At 53.7% G+C, this 17324-nt stretch carries 16 protein-coding genes; 7 read left to right on the forward strand and 9 right to left on the reverse strand.

The window, feature by feature from the left end; all coding sequences use genetic code 11:
- The first annotated feature begins 34 nt into the window (after positions 1-34).
- Complete coding sequence (locus ACE4QZ_RS21180; RefSeq protein WP_038408858.1) at positions 35-559, forward strand: GNAT family N-acetyltransferase; 525 nt, start codon at positions 35-37, stop codon at positions 557-559.
- Positions 560-589: 30 nt separating this feature from the next.
- On the opposite strand, the gene ACE4QZ_RS21185 is transcribed toward ACE4QZ_RS21180, so the two are convergent.
- From ACE4QZ_RS21185 to ACE4QZ_RS21220, 8 genes are all read right to left on the reverse strand, one after another.
- Entirely contained in the window at positions 590-1765 is a 1176-nt protein-coding gene (locus ACE4QZ_RS21185; protein WP_038408856.1) for a M20 aminoacylase family protein, read from the reverse strand.
- Positions 1766-1858: 93 nt separating this feature from the next.
- Positions 1859-2212: a RidA family protein gene (locus ACE4QZ_RS21190; RefSeq protein ID WP_038408854.1), complete on the reverse strand. Its 354-nt coding sequence runs from the start codon at positions 2210-2212 to the stop codon at positions 1859-1861.
- Positions 2187-3485: a D-amino acid dehydrogenase gene (locus tag ACE4QZ_RS21195; protein ID WP_038408852.1), complete on the reverse strand. Its 1299-nt coding sequence runs from the start codon at positions 3483-3485 to the stop codon at positions 2187-2189. Before ACE4QZ_RS21195 ends, ACE4QZ_RS21190 begins: the two co-directional genes overlap by 26 nt.
- A gap of 496 nt (positions 3486-3981) precedes the next feature.
- Entirely contained in the window at positions 3982-5268 is a 1287-nt protein-coding gene (locus ACE4QZ_RS21200; RefSeq protein WP_196996910.1) for an MFS transporter, read from the reverse strand.
- A 503-nt stretch (positions 5269-5771) separates the two neighbouring features.
- On the reverse strand, positions 5772-6962 hold the full coding sequence (gene doeA, locus ACE4QZ_RS21205; protein ID WP_038408844.1) for an ectoine hydrolase DoeA: 1191 nt from the start codon (positions 6960-6962) through the stop codon (positions 5772-5774).
- A 49-nt stretch (positions 6963-7011) separates the two neighbouring features.
- Positions 7012-8004 (reverse strand): ectoine utilization protein EutC, encoded by a 993-nt coding sequence (gene eutC / locus ACE4QZ_RS21210; RefSeq protein ID WP_038408842.1) that lies wholly within the window; start codon positions 8002-8004, stop codon positions 7012-7014.
- 11 nt (positions 8005-8015) lie between these two features.
- Positions 8016-9008, reverse strand: a complete 993-nt coding sequence (gene eutB, locus ACE4QZ_RS21215) for a hydroxyectoine utilization dehydratase EutB (RefSeq protein WP_038408840.1) — start codon at positions 9006-9008, stop codon at positions 8016-8018.
- A gap of 106 nt (positions 9009-9114) precedes the next feature.
- Positions 9115-10512, reverse strand: coding sequence for a PLP-dependent aminotransferase family protein (locus ACE4QZ_RS21220; protein ID WP_038410349.1), 1398 nt, complete (start codon positions 10510-10512; stop codon positions 9115-9117).
- A gap of 246 nt (positions 10513-10758) precedes the next feature.
- Here ACE4QZ_RS21220 and ehuB point away from each other — a divergent pair, with 246 nt between their 5' ends.
- The 4 genes from ehuB (at position 10759) to ehuA (ending at position 13862) form a co-directional block, all read left to right on the forward strand.
- Positions 10759-11613, forward strand: a complete 855-nt coding sequence (ehuB, locus tag ACE4QZ_RS21225) for an ectoine/hydroxyectoine ABC transporter substrate-binding protein EhuB (protein ID WP_049870801.1) — start codon at positions 10759-10761, stop codon at positions 11611-11613.
- 70 nt (positions 11614-11683) lie between these two features.
- Positions 11684-12340, forward strand: coding sequence for an ectoine/hydroxyectoine ABC transporter permease subunit EhuC (ehuC, locus tag ACE4QZ_RS21230; RefSeq protein WP_038408838.1), 657 nt, complete (start codon positions 11684-11686; stop codon positions 12338-12340).
- Complete coding sequence (ehuD, locus tag ACE4QZ_RS21235; protein ID WP_038408836.1) at positions 12340-12996, forward strand: ectoine/hydroxyectoine ABC transporter permease subunit EhuD; 657 nt, start codon at positions 12340-12342, stop codon at positions 12994-12996. The genes ehuC and ehuD overlap by 1 nt, the downstream gene beginning before the upstream one ends.
- Positions 12997-13094: 98 nt before the next feature.
- Positions 13095-13862, forward strand: a complete 768-nt coding sequence (gene ehuA / locus ACE4QZ_RS21240) for an ectoine/hydroxyectoine ABC transporter ATP-binding protein EhuA (RefSeq protein WP_038408834.1) — start codon at positions 13095-13097, stop codon at positions 13860-13862.
- A 50-nt stretch (positions 13863-13912) separates the two neighbouring features.
- Here the strand turns inward: ehuA and ACE4QZ_RS21245 are convergent, their stop codons facing one another.
- Positions 13913-14380 (reverse strand): Lrp/AsnC family transcriptional regulator, encoded by a 468-nt coding sequence (locus ACE4QZ_RS21245; RefSeq protein ID WP_038408833.1) that lies wholly within the window; start codon positions 14378-14380, stop codon positions 13913-13915.
- Between the two features lie 202 nt (positions 14381-14582).
- On the opposite strand from ACE4QZ_RS21245, the gene doeB reads away from it, so the two are divergent.
- Positions 14583-15578 (forward strand): N(2)-acetyl-L-2,4-diaminobutanoate deacetylase DoeB, encoded by a 996-nt coding sequence (gene doeB / locus ACE4QZ_RS21250; protein WP_038408831.1) that lies wholly within the window; start codon positions 14583-14585, stop codon positions 15576-15578.
- Between the two features lie 259 nt (positions 15579-15837).
- The gene (locus tag ACE4QZ_RS21255; protein ID WP_038408829.1) at positions 15838-17310 is read left to right on the forward strand and encodes an NAD-dependent succinate-semialdehyde dehydrogenase; all 1473 of its coding nucleotides are present in this window, start codon (positions 15838-15840) and stop codon (positions 17308-17310) included.
- The last annotated feature ends 14 nt before the right edge of the window (positions 17311-17324 follow it).

Genomic DNA, 17324 nt, shown 5'->3' on the forward strand with positions numbered 1-17324 from the left:
GAATCGTATCATATAGTGGATTTCTGGAGAGCATATGAACAACCTGGTGCGTTGTACCGAAGAGCGGCATTCAGCCGCGATACTGGAGATTTTCAACCACGCGATTTTGACCTCCACGGCCCTGTACGATTACAAGCCTAGGACTGCCGAATCCATGATCGGGTGGTTTGAGGTAAAGCGACGCAACGACTTCCCGGTGGTTGGCGTTGAAGACGATGCCGGGAAGCTTCTCGGTTTCGCCAGTTATGGGACGTTCCGCGCCTGGCCCGCCTACAAATACAGCGTCGAGCACTCGGTCTACATCCACCATGAATCCCGTGGCAAAGGGCTAGGGAAGCTTCTAATGCAGAAGCTCATAGACGAGGCTATCGCACGTGACGTTCACACGATGATAGGAGGGATCGATACCACCAACCGAGGCAGCATCATACTGCATGAACGGCTCGGCTTCGTTGAGGCTGGGGTGATCAAGCAGGCTGCTTTCAAGTTCGGTCAGTGGCTGGATCTGGGTTTTTACCAAAGGATCTTGGAAACACCAGCTTCACCAACCGAGGACTAAATCCTGGCTTCAAGACATGTGATGAACTGCTTAGCCATTAGCAACCTTGACCAGGTTGACCCAGTAGGCCGAGCCAGTTGCCAGAATCGAGTCGTTGAAGTCGAATTCAGGCGTGTGAATGTTGGCAGCGTACCCATCATCTCGGCCATTCCCGATCAAAATGTAGGCCCCTGGCACCTCATGAAGCATGAAGGAAAAATCCTCGCCTGCAGTCAGTGGCTTAAGTTCAGTGTTCACACGCCCCTCGCCAACAGTTAGGCCTGCCGCACTGACAGCCAGCTCGGTTTGAACTGCTGCATTGATCACGGGCGGATATCGCCGCAGGTACTCAAATTCGACTTCGCACCCGTTCGCTGCTGCACATGCCTGAGAGATCTCGGTCATACGTCTCTCAATCAGGTCACGGGTTTCTGGCAAAAAGCTTCGAGCAGTACCTCGGACAACAACCGACGATGGAATCACGTTCGCTGAGTTGTAGTGGCCGCCGTACACGTATCCGACGCTGAGCACGGCAGAGTCGGATGGAGCCACATTGCGAGAGATGATCGACTGGATGCCGGTGATGAAGTTCGCTCCTGCGAGCGTTGCATCGGTGGCCAGGTGCGGCATAGAGCCATGGCCACCTGAACCTGAGAAGGTAACCGTCCATGTGTCGCTGGCAGCCATCATGGGGCCTGGGCAGATCGCAAAGTCGCCAGCAGCAATGCCAGGCATGTTATGCATGCCGAACACCATATCGCAGGGGAAAAGCTTGAATAGGCCTTCTTCTATCATCACTCGTCCGCCCCCCTGGCCCTCCTCGGCGGGTTGGAAGATGAAATGGATGATGCCTGGAAAATCCCGATTCAGAGAAAAGTAGCGTGCCGCCCCTAGGAGCATTGCAGTGTGGCCATCATGCCCGCACGCATGCATTTTCCCTTCGTGAATTGATTTGTGGCCACGCAGGGAGTGCTCCTCGATGTTGAGTGCATCGAGATCGGCACGCAGGCCGATGGTGATTCCTGGCGAGCGTCCAACGAGCGTTCCAACGACCCCGGTTTTTGCCAGTCCACGGTGAATCTCCAAGCCCCACTGAGTGAGCCGGTCGGCGACCAGCTGTGAGGTGCGATGTTCTTCGAAAGCGGTTTCAGGATGTTTGTGGATGTCGCGCCTGATAGCGATGAGCTCTTGTTGAAACTCTTTAATGTCGGCAAGCACGTGGTTCATGAGTTTGTTCCTGGATCGATTTAGCGGTGCCCGGCGAGCGCCTCTGACCTGTTACCAGGCTGGATGGGCGCCTGCCGGGTGCGCTTGTAAGCGTCAGGCGATTGCTGCTACTACGGACATCTCAACGAGCAGGCTTGGCTTGAACATAGCGGCCTCAACACAGGCTCGCGCAGGAGCCTGACCTTCCGCGACCCACTCTTCCCAAACCTCGTTCATGGCAGCGAAGTCGGTGGTGATGTCTTTCAGATAGATAGTCACTGTGAGGATTTTCGACTTGTGACTACCGGCCTCCTCAAGAAGCCTGTCGATGTTCGCCAGGGTCTCGGCAGTTTGAGTGCGAATGTCGGCATCGTGGTTGTTCGCCAACTGGCCTGCGAGATAGACGATGCCATTGTGAATAACGGTGTTGCTCAGGCGCTCATTAGAGTGCAGTCGCTGGATTGCCATGATTATGGGCTTCCTTTTGGTTGGAGTAACGGGAGATATCAAGGCCTTTGGCGCTGATCTTTGGCTTTTTTCCTGCCATCAAATCGGCCAGCAATCGACCTGAGCCGCAAGACATCGTCCAGCCTAGAGTCCCGTGGCCGGTATTGAGGAACAGGTTGCGGTATTTTGTTTTACCTACAATCGGAGTACCGTCAGGCGTTGCTGGCCGTAGCCCTGTCCAAAACGTAGCTTTGGTGAGATCCCCACCTTTTGGATAAAGGTCGCCTACAACAAGCTCAAGCGTGTCTCGGCGGCGAGCGTTCAGTGACAGATCGAAGCCTGCTATTTCAGCCATGCCACCAACACGGATTCGATCATCGAAGCGTGTGATAGCGACCTTGTAGGTTTCATCAAGAATGGTTGATGAGGGAGCCATGCTTGCATCGGTGATGGGAATCGTAAGGGAGTATCCCTTAAGGGGGTAGATAGGTGCTTGGATGCCCAGCGGCTTTAACATCTGGGGGCTGTAACTTCCCAGCGCCAGCACATATTGGTCGGCTACTTCGAGTTTTCCGTCGATCCATACGCCGGAAATAGTATCTCCAGAGCATTCGAGGCGGTCAATATTACATCCAAAACGAAACTCCACACCAAGCTCTTCGGCCATCTTTGCCAACTTCCGCGTGAACATCTGGCAGTCACCGGTTTGATCATTTGGCAAGCGAAGAGCCCCTGCTAGCTTATCGCGCACACTTGCGAGCGCCGGCTCAGCTTTAGCAATTCCGTCGCGATCAAGTAACTCGAAAGGCACGCCTGACTGTTTCAGGATAGCTATATCCTTAGCAGCATTATCTACTTGAGCTTGAGTGCGGAACAGTTGCGTAGTACCGAGCTGGCGAGCCTCGTAAGATATACCAGTCTCAGCCCTGAGTTCATCCAAGCAGTCTCGGCTATATTCGGAAATCCGAACCATCCGCTCTTTGTTAACTGCATAGCTTGCCGGATTACAGTTGCGCAACATCTGGATCATCCAACGATACTGATCCAGGCTAGACGTAGGTTTGATCGCTAAAGGTGCGTGTTGCTGAAGCATCCATTTAATGGCCTTCAATGGCACTCCAGGTGCTGCCCAAGGTGAGGCATACCCCGGAGAAACCTGCCCTGCGTTTGCGAAGCTTGTTTCCATCGCGGGGCCGTCCTGGCGATCTACCACGACGACTTCAAAACCCTCTCGAGCGAGATAGTAGGCACTGACAGTTCCGACGACGCCGCTACCGAGTATCAGTACACGCATTTCCAGGCACCTCGTAATTTAGAAATTCTTTGTTCTTCTCGCAGTGCGCGATACGGCCAGTGTAACCAGATGCCAGAAGTGAATTTCGCTGAAAAAATAACGTAGCTCAGATAAAAATCTTAAAACCGCTGAAGAGCATAGGCAATATTTCGGATGATTTTTCGTCACTCCAGTGGATTGTGTTGCTGGTAGCTATGTGATTGATTAAATACTGCGTTATGACGCGCAAGAGATGACAGCAGTATTCAATTCCTGCGCGCTTTGAACTTTTTTCGTTGATAAACTGCGAAATACCGCACGACTTCGATTAGGGCAAGAGATAACGAATACACCTGCTATCAGGGCCAAATGCCAAGCGGCGTGATAAGAATAAAAAGGAAGGGTGGCGCGCTGCTGCTTAGGTGGACGTAGCCAGTCGGCTTGCCCGGAGGATTGTAGCTTCGCAACAGCCTAGGTGCAGATTTGCACCCAGGCTCTATATCATCTACCTATTAGGTTACTTTGCCCCAGGGATTCCATCCCCGCGAATCGAGCAGCCTTTTGTCTCGATCACAAAGAACAATGCAATAATCCCAAGTGCTGATGCAACCATAATGTAGTAGGCAGGTGCGTCAGGTGAGCCGAGGAATTTAATAATTTGATCGCATACCAGTGGTGTTGTACCGCCAAAAATAGACGCCGAAATATTGTAAACAATGGCCAGCGCCGCATACCGGATTTGCGTTGGAAACATTGCCGGGAACATAGCGGAAATGGTGGCAAGCTGAGGGACAAAAAACGCTCCTAGCACTGCAAATCCTATCACTGACCCCGTCAGCCCTGTGGACATTAGCTTGAACATGGGAATCGCTAAAATGAATAGGCCTATAAGCGAGAAGAACCACATCTTTTTGAAGCCAACCACATCTGAGATTCGCCCCGCCAATGGTACGAACATCATCATAACCAACATGCCAACCAGGGGTGCAAGCAATGACATGTTTTCGCTTGCTCCGACTTCCTTGTGCATATAAGTAGGCATGTATGCCAGCAGAATGTAATAAGTGATGTTGAGTGCTGCTACCAGTACACCTAGCGACAATGCTGCCTTCTTGTACTTCCCGAAAATTTCAGAAATAGAAGTTTTGGGTCGAGCAGGCTCGCTTGCCATCTTCTTTTCGAGTTCTAGAAACACAGGGGTGTCTTCGATCCTGGTGCGCAAATAGACTGCGATGACGCCCAGTGGAGCTGCGATCAGGAATGGAACGCGCCACCCCCACTCGTACATGGCGGCATCTCCAATGGCGACCGATACGCTCAAGGTCACCAAAGCGCCGAGTGAAAAACCAGCGAGGGAGCCAAACTCCAGGAAGCTACCGTAAAAACCTCGCCGCTTGTCAGGCGCGTATTCCGCTAGAAAAGTAGCTGCTCCACCGTACTCACCGCCAGTTGAGAAACCTTGGATGAGCCTCAGCGCGATAAGCGCTACAGGTGCTATCCAGCCTACCGATTGATAAGTAGGCAGGATGCCAATAATAAATGTTGCTACAGACATCATGAGGACAGTCATGGCCAGCACGCGCTTGCGGCCAATTCGGTCACCTAGTGGCCCCCAAAACATCCCGCCAAGGGGTCGAATGAGGAACGAGATAGCGAATGTTGCTAGGCCGAAGTAAAGGGCTTCAGATTGAGAGCCAGGAAACAAGGCAGCTGAGATGAAGGTGAGCCCGTAAGCATAGATTCCGTAATCGAACCATTCCGTTGCGTTGCCTAATGCAGCGGCGACCACGGCTTTGCGAGGCATGCTCGTGCTCGAACTTTTTAATGTGCTCGAAGAAATGGTTGAAGCTGGATGCGTACTAATAGACATAATTTACCACTTTTCTTAGGTAAGACGAACTGGCTAGTCAGGCTTGAATGCACATGGCCAAATGACCAACTGCTGATCTGCGCTTTATCGCGAAGCCGCTCTTTGATTTCGATAATAGTTGGCAGTTATGCAAGAAGTCGCTGCGGGGCATGTTGTCACCTTTTTTTGTTATCTGTCTTTTAGCGCTTGAGCAGGAGGTCTACGCCACCAGCCCAGTATGGTGTACTACTCTTATCCAACGTCGTCCTTGATAAATTTCAGGCGTTAGGCACAGGTTGTGCTCGTTCCTGGGGAACAATCAATTTTCAACCTCTTTAAGGTTGTGTGCTTTTTTGTAAACATAGAAGTGGCTGGAGTGATGGTGCTTTTAAAGCACCATCACATTGTCGCTGAAAATAGCCGTGGCACTATAGCTCCAGCGACTTGCAAACTTTTCGTCAGTCCTTGACGAAGAGTTTGCGAGGAGTTGAGCAGAACGTCTCGACCCCAGTATCAGTGATCAGGATGCTCTCGGTGATCTCGAGCCCCCAATCATCCATCCATAGGCCAGGCATGAAGTGGAAGGTCATACCAGGTTTGAGCACGCTGTTGTCGCTCGGGCGCAGGCTCATGGTGCGCTCGCCCCAATCTGGTGGATAGCTGATACCGATTGGGTAACCGCAACGGCTGTCCTTGTGGATATCGAACTTCTCAAGCACGCCGAAGAAGGCACGTGCGATATCACCAGTGGTGTTGCCAGGCTTGGCGGCCTCGAGGCCGGCAGCGATACCTTCGACGACTGCTTTCTCACCGTCGATGAAATGCTGCGGTGGCTTGCCCAGGTAAACAGTTCGGGACAGCGGGCAGTGATAGCGCTTGTAGCAGCCGGCGATTTCGAAGAAGGTGCCGGCGCCGACCTTGAATGGAGAGTCATCCCAGGTCAGGTGTGGGGCGCTGGCGTCTGCTCCGGTAGGAAGTAGCGGCACGATGGCCGGGTAGTCCCCGCCATAGCCATCGACACCGAGAATGCCACTGGCATAGATATCTGCAACCAGCTCGTTCTTCCGCATGCCGGGCTCAATACGCTCCAAGATGCGGTCATGCATCTTCTCGACGATTCGGGCAGCCACACGCATGTAGGAAATTTCTTGCTGGGACTTCACCGCACGCTGCCAGTTTACGAGCGCGTTCGCGTTAAGGAACTTGGCCTTTGGCAGATGCTGCTGCAGTGCCAAGTATGCCGCAGCGCTGAAGTAGTAGTTGTCCAGCTCAACGCCGATAGTGAGCGAATCCCAGCCACGCGCCTGGATCACCTCTTTGCAGAGGTAGTCCATTGGGTGACGTTCAGTCGACTGAACGTAGATATCGGGGTAGCCGACAATATTGTCTTGCTTCATGAAGACTGTACGTCGAGCGCCGTTAGCGTCCTGGTTACGGCCATACCAAACAGGCTCACCTTCCATGGCCAGCAGTACGCACTGGTGGACGTAGAACGACCAACCGTCGTAGCCGGTCAGCCAAGCCATGTTCGAAGGGTCAGTAACCAGCAGCAGCTCGATGTTCCTAGCCTGCATTTCTGCACGGACTTTGGCGATACGCTGGGCGTACTCCTCCCGTGTAAACGGAAGGTTCACAACAATTTCAGACATGATCGATCCCTCATGATTGGGGTATGGTTTTATTGTGTTGCCTGGTGATTCAGTTGTTGTAGAGCAAGCCTTTGCCTGTGCTGATTGCTCTGGAAAAAGCCAGGTTGGCAATCGCTGTGTCCTGAACGCCTGTGCCGGTGAGATCGCAAAGAGTTACGTCGGTTGGAGTCAACCTTCCGACACGATCTCCAAGGATCACCTGACCCAGTTCGGCGTACACACGAGGGTCTTGTGCAACACCAGCGTTGATCGCGTGATGGAGTTCTCCGAGTGTTGCCGTCTGGCTGACTCGATCCGCAACGTAGTGATCGACTGCTGCTATTACCTCAGGAGCAACCTCGTTTTTGTGTTCGGTGTCTGCCCCCATAGCCGTGATATGGAGACCAGGCCGCAAGTGCCTGCGATGTAAAATTGGCTGATTGCTCGGCGTGCAGGTGACTGCAATGTCAGCGCTCGACATTGCTTCATCGACCGACTCTGCGGCAGTGGCTTCCAGGCCGTAGACGCTCGATAGCTGCAAGGCCAATTGCTGCGCTTTTGCGGCACTCCTAGCCCATACCCGTACTCGCTTGATATCCCGTACAAGAAGCAGCGCTTTGAGTTGAAGCTCGGCCTGTTCACCTGCACCAAGAAGGGCAACCTCTTCACTGTCCTGGCGGGCGAGCCAACGTGCAGCCACAGCCCCAGCAGCTGCTGTCCTAACGGCAGTGAGGTATCCGTTGTCGAGTAGGAGCGCTTGGAGAAGTCCAGTGCGTCCAGAGAGCAGCATCATCATGCCGTTCAGACTTGGTAGGCCTAGACCAGGATTGTTGAAGAAGCCTGGACTGACCTTGATAGCGAAATTCTCAAGGTCTGGCAGGTAAGCGGTTTTGACGTCCACCTCACCATTGTGCTCGGAGATGTCTAACCGGAGGATTGGCGGCATGACCACCTTGCCTCTGGCCAGCGATGCAAATGCGTTTTCCACTACATCGATACTGTCTGTATCGAGCGTTACGCACTCACGAATTTCGCGTTGGTTAAGCAGAAGGACTTCGCTCACGTGGCACCTCTTCAAGCACGTGCTGGGCGGCGGTCGCGCACAGCTTCCAGGATGATGCGTTGGTGTTGGGCCATGTCGACATTCCCACCGCTCACGACGATCACGATTGGCCCTTGAGCTTCAACCTGCCTGGTAAGCAGAGCTGCAATACCTACCGCTCCTGCTCCCTCAATGACGAGCCGTTCTTCTAAGTAGGCATGGAGCATCGCATCCGCGATTGAGCCTTCATTGAGCAAAATCACGCGGTCGATGAGTCGACGGGTGAGCTCAAATGTGTACTGGTTTCGCAGTCCAACTCCGCCACCGAGCGAGTCGGCCAGCGTGGCTACTTCTTCAACATTCACGGGCTTTCCAGCCTCGAGGCTCTGTGCCATTGCTGCGCCAAGCCTCATGCTCACACCATGTGTTTTCACCTGGGGAAGTAGTGCCTTAAGAGCCAAGGACACGCCGGAGAAAAGTCCTCCACCCGACAGAGGTATGAGTACCTGCGAAACGGAAGGAAGCTGCTCAGCGATCTCCAGGCCCAAAGTGGCTTGGCCTGCAATTACATCCTGGTGATCGAAAGGAGGGATGAAGGTAAGGCCCTCTTCTTGAGCGAGACGGGCAGCTTCGAACTGAGCATCGTCTTGAGAGTTACCAACCACCTGGACAGCGGCGCCCAGCGCACGAATCGCAGCCACCTTGTTAGAAGGGACAAGTCTTGAAAGGCACACGGTAGCGCGAACGCCGGCGGCAGCTGCGGCATAGGAAAGGGCACGACCATGATTGCCCGTAGAAGCGGTGACTACTCCCAGAGCACGCTGTTGAGAGGTAAGGCCCGCAATCGCGTTCGTGGCCCCTCTCAGCTTGAAGCTACCAGTCGCCTGGTGGCATTCCAGCTTGAGGTACACGGGCACTCTCATGAAGTCGGAGAGGCTTGGAGAGAGCTCCATTCGCGTTTCGCGCACCAGGTGCTTAATGCGCTCCCGGGCGATGAGGGCCTCTCGAACTGTCACTGCCGGCATGGTAGACCACCGAACGATTGTTTTTTCGGAGTCTACGAGCCGCTGATTGTCATAATGAATGTACTAGGGCAATCCGGTGGCGTTTTTTCAGATTTGTGTCAAACGGTCAGAAGTCATGGACTCCTGGGTATTGTTCAAAAGTCATCCGCATGGTTTTCAGGGCCTGGGATAGCTCGCTTTCACTCGTTTCAGCGCCGATGCAAAGCCGGATGCCGCGTGCTGGGGTCACCCCCCGAACGGTGAACGGCTCCGGTGACGTAACCGCAATATGCTGTTGTCGAAGCGTGCGCACCAGGCTGGAAACGTCCCAATGTGCTGGCACATTCAGCCAAGCGTTTAACGAATGAGGGCGATGGCAATAGAGGTAGTCCCCCATCTCATCTGCTACCAGCTTCTGGCGTGTCTCCAGGAGCCTTCGCTGCAATTGGATCAATGTGTCCGCCCTCCCATCCATAATCCACCGTGCGGCGACCTCGGCAAGCATGGGGGCAGCCATCCAGCTCGTCACGCGGAGGATGCTTTCTGTTCGCAGCGCCAGTCGTTTAGGTACTTTAAGGAACCCAATGCGTAGCCCTGTCAGAACTGACTTCGTCATGCTGGTGCAGTAAAACGAGAGCTCGGGGGCATATGAGCTGATTGGAGGGCCTTCGTACTGGTTAAGTAGGGGGCCATAGACGTCATCCTCAATGATGTGGACACCGAAGCGACGAGCGATGGAGGCTATCTCTTTCCTACGGCTATTGGGCATCAACGCGCTGGTCGGGTTATTAAGGTTCGGCGTGCATACCAGGGCCGTAACGCGCTCGTTGCTGCATATGTCCTCAAAGTGCTCGGGATCGATCCCGTCACGATCAGTGTCTAGGCCTTTCAGATTGAAACCGAGGACTTGAGAGTTCCCAATAACACCGTGATCGGTCATGCCTTCACAGAGCACCAGGTCATCAGGGCCTGCAAGGGAGGCCAGCGCCAGAAATAGACCGTGAGCTGCCCCATTTGTGATCAACACATCTTCTCGAGCCAGCCCCGCCAAGCCAAGGCGCCCAAGCCAATGGCAGGCGGCATCACGATGAGCATCGAACCCCGCTACAGGTCGGCACAGCCGGATCCAGCTTTGATCGACCTCATTAGCAAGCTCGGCACATGTTTCTCGCCAGTACCTGTCATGCTCTGGGGTGTGAATGATTCGGGCGGTGGATAGATCGACGAGTGCGCGCTCGGGAGCATCGAGAATGTAGCTTGCTACACGGTCACTCATTCGCCGAGAAACGAAACTCCCGCGACCCACTTCGCACCTTACTAGCCCTTGGCGCTCGAGTTCCTTGTAGGCGTTGGTCACGGTTTGGACACTTATCCCCAAGGCATCGGCAACCTGCCGTTGAGGTGGCAGGCGCTGATCATCCGCCAGCTTATGCTGTTCGATGTCCGAGCTGATCGCTTGGACAAGAATCTTGTACTTGGACTCGCCGCCACGGGCGTGCTCAACCGCTTCCCGCCATTTTTCCATCATCGCTATGCTTGCTCCTAAGCCACGGCCTACAGCATGGACGTTACAACATGTTGAGATCAATTGTCCTAGTGCAATGCTCGTCACGGAAAGCCTTTTGTATGCTCATCTCACGCTTCCGAGGAAGGCTTGGGTCTTCTTCAAGCTACCGCTATCAATTCCAAAAATAGCGGCGCTGCAGCGTGATCTTCTATCTGCCCAAAACTCCGCGCCACGCGGGCCAATTACAATAGAGGGAGATTTTTGATGAACTTGGTCACTTCGCTTTCCGCAGTCGCTCAACGCCTGACCCTGGCGTGTGCCATTGCGAGCATCGCCGTATCCGCACACGCAGCTACAACCCTCGACTCTCTCAAAGAGCAGGGCAGTGTTCGGATTGGCTATGCCAACGAAACGCCTTTCGCCTATACCGGAACCGATGGAAAAGTCACGGGCGAGTCGCCTGAAATCGCCACCGCGATTTTCAAGCAGTTGGGGATCAAGGACGTCAATGGTGTACTCACCGAATGGGGATCGCTGATTCCTGGCCTGCGAGCTGGTCGTTTCGATGCTATCGCAGCCGGCATGTACATCACTCCAGCCCGCTGCAAGCAGGTCTTGTTCACCGACCCTCACTACCAGCTCCCTGACGCGCTCCTGGTGCCGAAAGGCAATCCCAAGAAGCTGTTCAGCTACGAAGATGTCGCAAAGAACCCAGAGGTGAAGCTGGCCATTATGGCGGGCACCGTGGAGCTCCAGTACGCCCGTGACTCTGGCGTGAAAGACGAACAAATCCTCCAGGTTCCAGATACCACGGCTCAGCTGCAGGCAGTTCGTGCCAAGCGGGCAGATGCTGCTGTAGGCACACAGCTCACGATGAAAGGGCTCGCGGCCAAAGGCGGTGATTCGGTAGAGGCCATGACCGACTTCAAAGATGACCCTTCCCATATCGGCTACGGTGCCTTGGCCTTCAGACCGGAAGACAAGGAGCTTCGTGACCAGGTCAATGCCCAGCTCAAGAAATGGCTCGGTAGTGAAGAACACCTGAAAACAGTGGCGCCATTCGGATTCGACAAGAGCAACCTCACTACGAAAACAGCTGCGGAGCTCTGCGGGCAGTAACCCTGCATCCAAATCGGCGCGTCAAATCCACTGCCGCGCCTTTGGCTGATTTAACGTGAGGTAGAGTCAAATGGCAGATTTACTACCACTTATGCTCCAGGGCGCATGGGTTACCCTGCAGGTCACCTTCTTCGGATCTCTCCTGGCCATCGTTGCAGCGACCCTGGCGGCACTCGGCAAAATGTCGACATGGAGGCCGCTGCGCTGGTTTTGCGTCGTCTACATTGAGATATTCCGGGGTACGTCGCTGCTCGTTCAGCTGTTCTGGCTTTTCTTCGTCCTTCCGCTTCCTCCATTCAACCTCGAGCTTAGCCCCTATACCGTCGCAATCGTTGGCCTTGGGCTACATATCGGCGCTTATGGTGCAGAGATAATGCGCGGCGCGATTAATTCGGTAGCTAAAGGTCAATATGAAGCTTGCACAGCACTTAACTTTGGCCCATTCACACGCTTTCGTCGCATCATCTTTCCGCAAGCCCTGCTCGCAGCGATGGGGCCTGGAACTAATCTGCTGATCGAGCTGTTGAAAAACACATCCCTTGTTTCCCTTATAACGCTTGCAGATTTGAGCTTCAGGGCGCGCCAACTCGATCAGGCTACATTTGAGACTCTCAAGGTCTTCGCCCTTGCGCTGCTCATGTACTTCGTAATGGCCCAAGCGATTAACTTGGCAATGCGGCGTTTAGAGCGACATCTGGCCCGTGGTCGTGTCCAAGGGAGCCTGTGATGAATTTCTTCGACTGGAACTATGCAATACAGCTCTTGCCCGAATTGTTCCGGGCAGCTCTTAACACAATCGGCGTCACATTGCTGGGTTTTGCAATCGCTATCGTTCTTGGGCTGTTCCTCGCCATTGGCAGACGCAGCGCAAGAATATGGATCTCTTGGCCAATAGGTGGGGTGATCGAATTTATCCGCAGTACACCTTTACTGATCCAAGTTTATTTTCTTTATTATGTTCTGCCTAACTACGGCGTTAGCCTGACAGCAATGCAAGTAGGCGTGCTAGGCATTGGTCTACACTACGCCTGCTATCTGGCAGAGGTATATCGAAGCGGACTCGATTCGGTTCCACGAGGGCAATGGGAGGCAGTGACAGCACTCAACATGAGTCCTTCGCTTGCCTATCGAAACATCATTTTACCCCAAGCTCTTCGCCCGATTTTACCACCGGTTGGCAACTACCTGGTTGCGATGCTGAAAGATACACCTGTGCTTTCAGCTATCACTGTCGTTGAGATCATGCAGCAAGCAAAGAACATCGGCTCTGAGACATTCCGATATCTTGAGCCCATCACCATGGTAGGCGTGTTCTTCCTTGTTCTGAGTATTGTTCTAGCTTATATGGTACGCCGCGTTGAAGCGCGCTTGGAGCAAAAATAATGACCACTTCTCCTGTTTCCACCATTCAGATAGCTCCAAGCGAAATTTTGACAGGTGTCAGTTCAGGTGCAACTTCGTCACCGGCCATTGACAAGCCCATGGTTAGCTTCCGAAACGTAACCAAGCGATATGGCAACTTCACTGTCTTGGACGGCCTGGAACTGGATGTTTCGGCAGGCGAAAAAGTCGCCATCATTGGCCCCAGCGGGTCAGGTAAGTCGACGCTGCTCCGAGTGCTGATGACCCTTGAGGGAATCGATGAGGGAAGCATCCTGGTCGAAGGCGAGTCGCTGACTCACATGCAAGGAAGGAATGGAAAGCTGGTTCCAGCCGACGCGAAGCACGTGCGTGCTGTCCGGGGCAAAATAGGAATGGTATTCCAAGGGTTCAACCTCTTTCCCCACCGTACTGCGCTGGAAAACGTCACTGAGGCCCCCGTCCATGTCCTGGGTGTAAAACCAGCTGAAGCCAGGGATCGCGCCGTGCAGTTGCTTGAAATGGTTGGACTGGGCGCCAAGCTCGATCATTACCCTTCGCAACTGTCTGGTGGCCAGCAGCAGCGGGTCGCGATAGCACGGGCCCTAGCCATGAGACCAAAGGTCATGCTTTTCGACGAGGTCACCTCGGCGCTCGACCCGGAACTCTGCGGTGAAGTCCTTAACGTCATCCGTCGACTTGGAAGCGAGCATAAGCTGACCATGCTTATGGTTACTCACCAAATGGGCTTTGCTCGGGAGTTTGCGGATCGCGTTTGCTTCTTCTACAAGGGTCGAATTCATGAACAAGGTGCTCCAGGCCAACTGTTCGAGAACCCCCAGGAAGAGCGTACCCGCAGTTTTCTGAGCGCCGTTAGAGAAGCAAATTAAGAATTTCTGCTGGCTCTTCAGGAGTAGCCCTCCTGAAGAGCCAAGAGGTGCTAAGCATCATCAATTGGAAGTGTGAATCCGGCCTTTACCCGATCCATCACGACCATTGTTTTGAAACTCTTGATGTCATTGTTTTCGTAGAAGAACCTTCGGGTGAAGTTCTCGTAGTCCTCCATATCCTTTGAGGTTACGAGGAGTACAAAGTCAGCATCACCCGTGACATAGGATCCGCTCATGACCTCAGGGGTATTTTTAATGGCCTGCTTGAACTTATCGATAATGTCTGAGCGCTCTCGTTCCAAAGTGACCAGCACCAGCATGGTGACATGTCTTCCAACCGCTTTAGGGTTGATGATGGAGACGTCGCTCTCGATGACCCCTTCGCTGCGCAGGCGCTTAAGCCTGCGCTGGCAGGCCGTGGAAGATAAACCGACCAAATCACCAAGCTCTTCAGAGGTGAGCCTGTTGTTGACTTGCAAGGCACTTAAAATTCGTAAGTCAATCCTATCAAGCTCCATGAGTTTCTCACCCCTACTAATACTTGATGAAAATGAGTCAGTTGCGTTAGCTGAGTGTACATCAGATACGTCAGCCAACAAAGCTAAATGCCAATGCGAGTAGTGCACCACCCCTACGCACTGGTTACACCTGTTGGGTCGAGTCATAGCCGCTGCGCTGAGCCTTAGCCTACTTGAACGACAAACAAATAAGGAATATGCAATGAAACCTAGTCCCATCAAGCCAACTATCGACTTCGACCAACAAGGGGTGTCGCACGGGTTCTTGAAGCTGCCTTACTCACGTGATGACTCTGCGTGGGGCGCGATCATGATTCCTATCACCGTCATGAAAAACGGGATCGGCCCGACTGTGCTCCTCACTGGCGGCAATCATGGCGACGAGTATGAAGGCCCGATTGCACTCACCAAGCTGGCTAATCAATTGGACATTGAGACAGTCAGAGGGCGAATCATTATTTTGCCCTTCATGAACTATCCTGCTTTTAAAAACGCCTCCAGAACCTCTCCGATTGATCGCGGGAACCTGAATCGTACCTTCCCAGGTAAGGCTGACGGGACAGTTACGGAAAAAATTGCTGACTATATCCAGCGACACTTGCTGCCATTGGCGGATTACGTCCTTGATATCCACTCTGGCGGCAAGACTCTGGATTTCATTCCATTTGCCGCTGTTCATATTCTGCCGGACAAGCTGCAGCAGCAGAAAGGCGAACGCGCAATGGATGCTTTCGCGGCACCTTACAGCATGAAAATGCTGGAGATCGATAGCGTGGGCATGTTTGATACGGCTGTCGAAGAAGCTGGCAAAATTTTTGTTACAACCGAGCTTGGTGGTGGGGGCACGGCTAGCGCCACCACTATTCAAATTGCAGAGCGTGGGGTACGAAACTTCCTGATTCATGCAGGCGCGGTTATGGGTGATCTTGATATTGCTCAGGACAGCATCTTCCTGGATATGCCTGACGACAATTGCTTCATTGCGAGCGAGCATGCCGGGCTCATTGAATACTGCTTCAATCTGGGCGATCAGGTCTCCAAAGGCGATGTGATTGCTCGAGTGTACGACGTCACAAGAACAGGTGTGGCACCTACCGAATACAAGGCCCAACGTGACGGCCTCCTTGCCTGCCGTCACTTCCCGGGGCTCGTGCAGTGCGGTGACACAATCGCAGTTCTGGCTGAGAAAATTTCTTAAACATTTGCCCCTCCAACAAGGCTGCCAAGTGCAGCCTTTTTTGTTTTTCTACACAGAATTGGTTTTGTTCCAACCGTTTTATATGCACCTACAGACCTGAAATCGCATCTCTGAGAAATGACGCAGGAAAGCTGCGCGAATGTGAAAACATCACAGCATTACTGCGCGCACGGGTTGGAATACTCACATTTCCAGCGCCAAGCCAGACATAGAATGATCCTCGTCGAACATCAGCTTTATCTCTTCGAGGCATATAAAAATGAAAGATCTTGCGCCCTCCGCCCTCAATAAGCTTCGTCGTAATGACCTGCTTGAAACTCGGGCCTACATTGATGGGCGCTGGGTTACTGGCGAGGGCTCGCTCGACGTCACTGATCCAGCTAATGACCAGGTGATCGCGCAGGTAGCCCATTGCGACGAGTCCTGGGTAGATCTGGCCGTCGAAGCCGCTTCGCGTGCCTTCGATGGTTGGCGGAACACCTTGCCGGCACAGCGCGGTGCAGTCCTTCGTAAATGGGCAGCACTGATGCGTGAGAACCAAGAAGACTTGGCGATCATCATGACCTGCGAGCAAGGTAAGCCGCTCAGCGAATCACGCGGAGAGATCAATTACGGCGCGAACTTTGTCGAGTGGTTTGCGGCAGAGGGTGAGCGTTGCTACGGCGAGACAATTCCAAGCCATCTCCCGAACAGCCAGTTGGTCACTAAGCTGCAGCCGATTGGTGTAACCGTGGCCATCACGCCCTGGAACTTCCCCAGCGCCATGATCACCCGCAAGGCTGCTGCTGCACTGGCGGCTGGATGCCCGATGATCGTCAAGCCGGCGCCTGAAACTCCGCTGTCTGCCCTGGCTCTAGCACGGTTGGCTGAAGAGGCTGGTATTCCTGCTGGTGTGTTCCAGGTGCTGACCGGGGATGCACCGAAGATGTCGGCTCGTCTCTTGGCCGCCTCCGCAGTCCGTGCGTTCAGTTTCACCGGTTCCACAGAGGTTGGTCGGATTCTGCTGCGTCAGTCTGCGGATACGGTCAAGAAAGTATCCCTTGAACTGGGTGGCCATGCTCCGTTCATTGTGTTCGACGATGCCTCGATTGCTGAAGCTGTCGAAGGCTGCATTGGCGCCAAGTTCGCAACCTCAGGTCAAGATTGCCTGGGCGCGAATCGCATCTATGTGCATCGCAACATCTACGGTCAATTCGTAGAAGAATTCACCAAGGCCACCGAGAAGTTACGCGTTGGCCATGGCCTTGAAGAGGGCGTCGATATCGGCCCAATGACTAGGGTAACGGTTGCCAACAAGTGCCGAGAGCAGATTTCGAATGCTCTCTCGCTGGGTGCAAAACTCACCTGCGGCGGTATCGACAATCACTTGGGTAGCAGCTTCGTCCTTCCGACTGTTCTGGCTGACGTCACGGACAAAATGGACATCGCTTTCGAAGAGACCTTCGGCCCCGTGGCGGCAATCCTGCCCTTCGATTCCGAAGATGAAGTAGTGACCAGGGCCAACAACACCGAGTTCGGCCTCGCTGCCTACGTGTACACCAACGACCTTCGTCGTGCCTGCCGAGTATCTGACCGACTCGAGTACGGCATGGTCGCACTCAACACTCCGAAGTTCACCGGCGCACCAATCCCGTTTGGCGGCTGGAAGCAATCGGGCTTGGGCCGTGAAGGCTCGAAGCACGGTTTGGCTGAGTACATGGAACTGAAATACGTCTGCATCGGCGGTCTGTAAAAATCACAAGAGGA

It is taken from the genome of Pseudomonas sp. DCA-1, assembly GCF_046523955.1.
GTDB classification, from domain to species: domain Bacteria; phylum Pseudomonadota; class Gammaproteobacteria; order Pseudomonadales; family Pseudomonadaceae; genus Aquipseudomonas; species Aquipseudomonas putida_Y.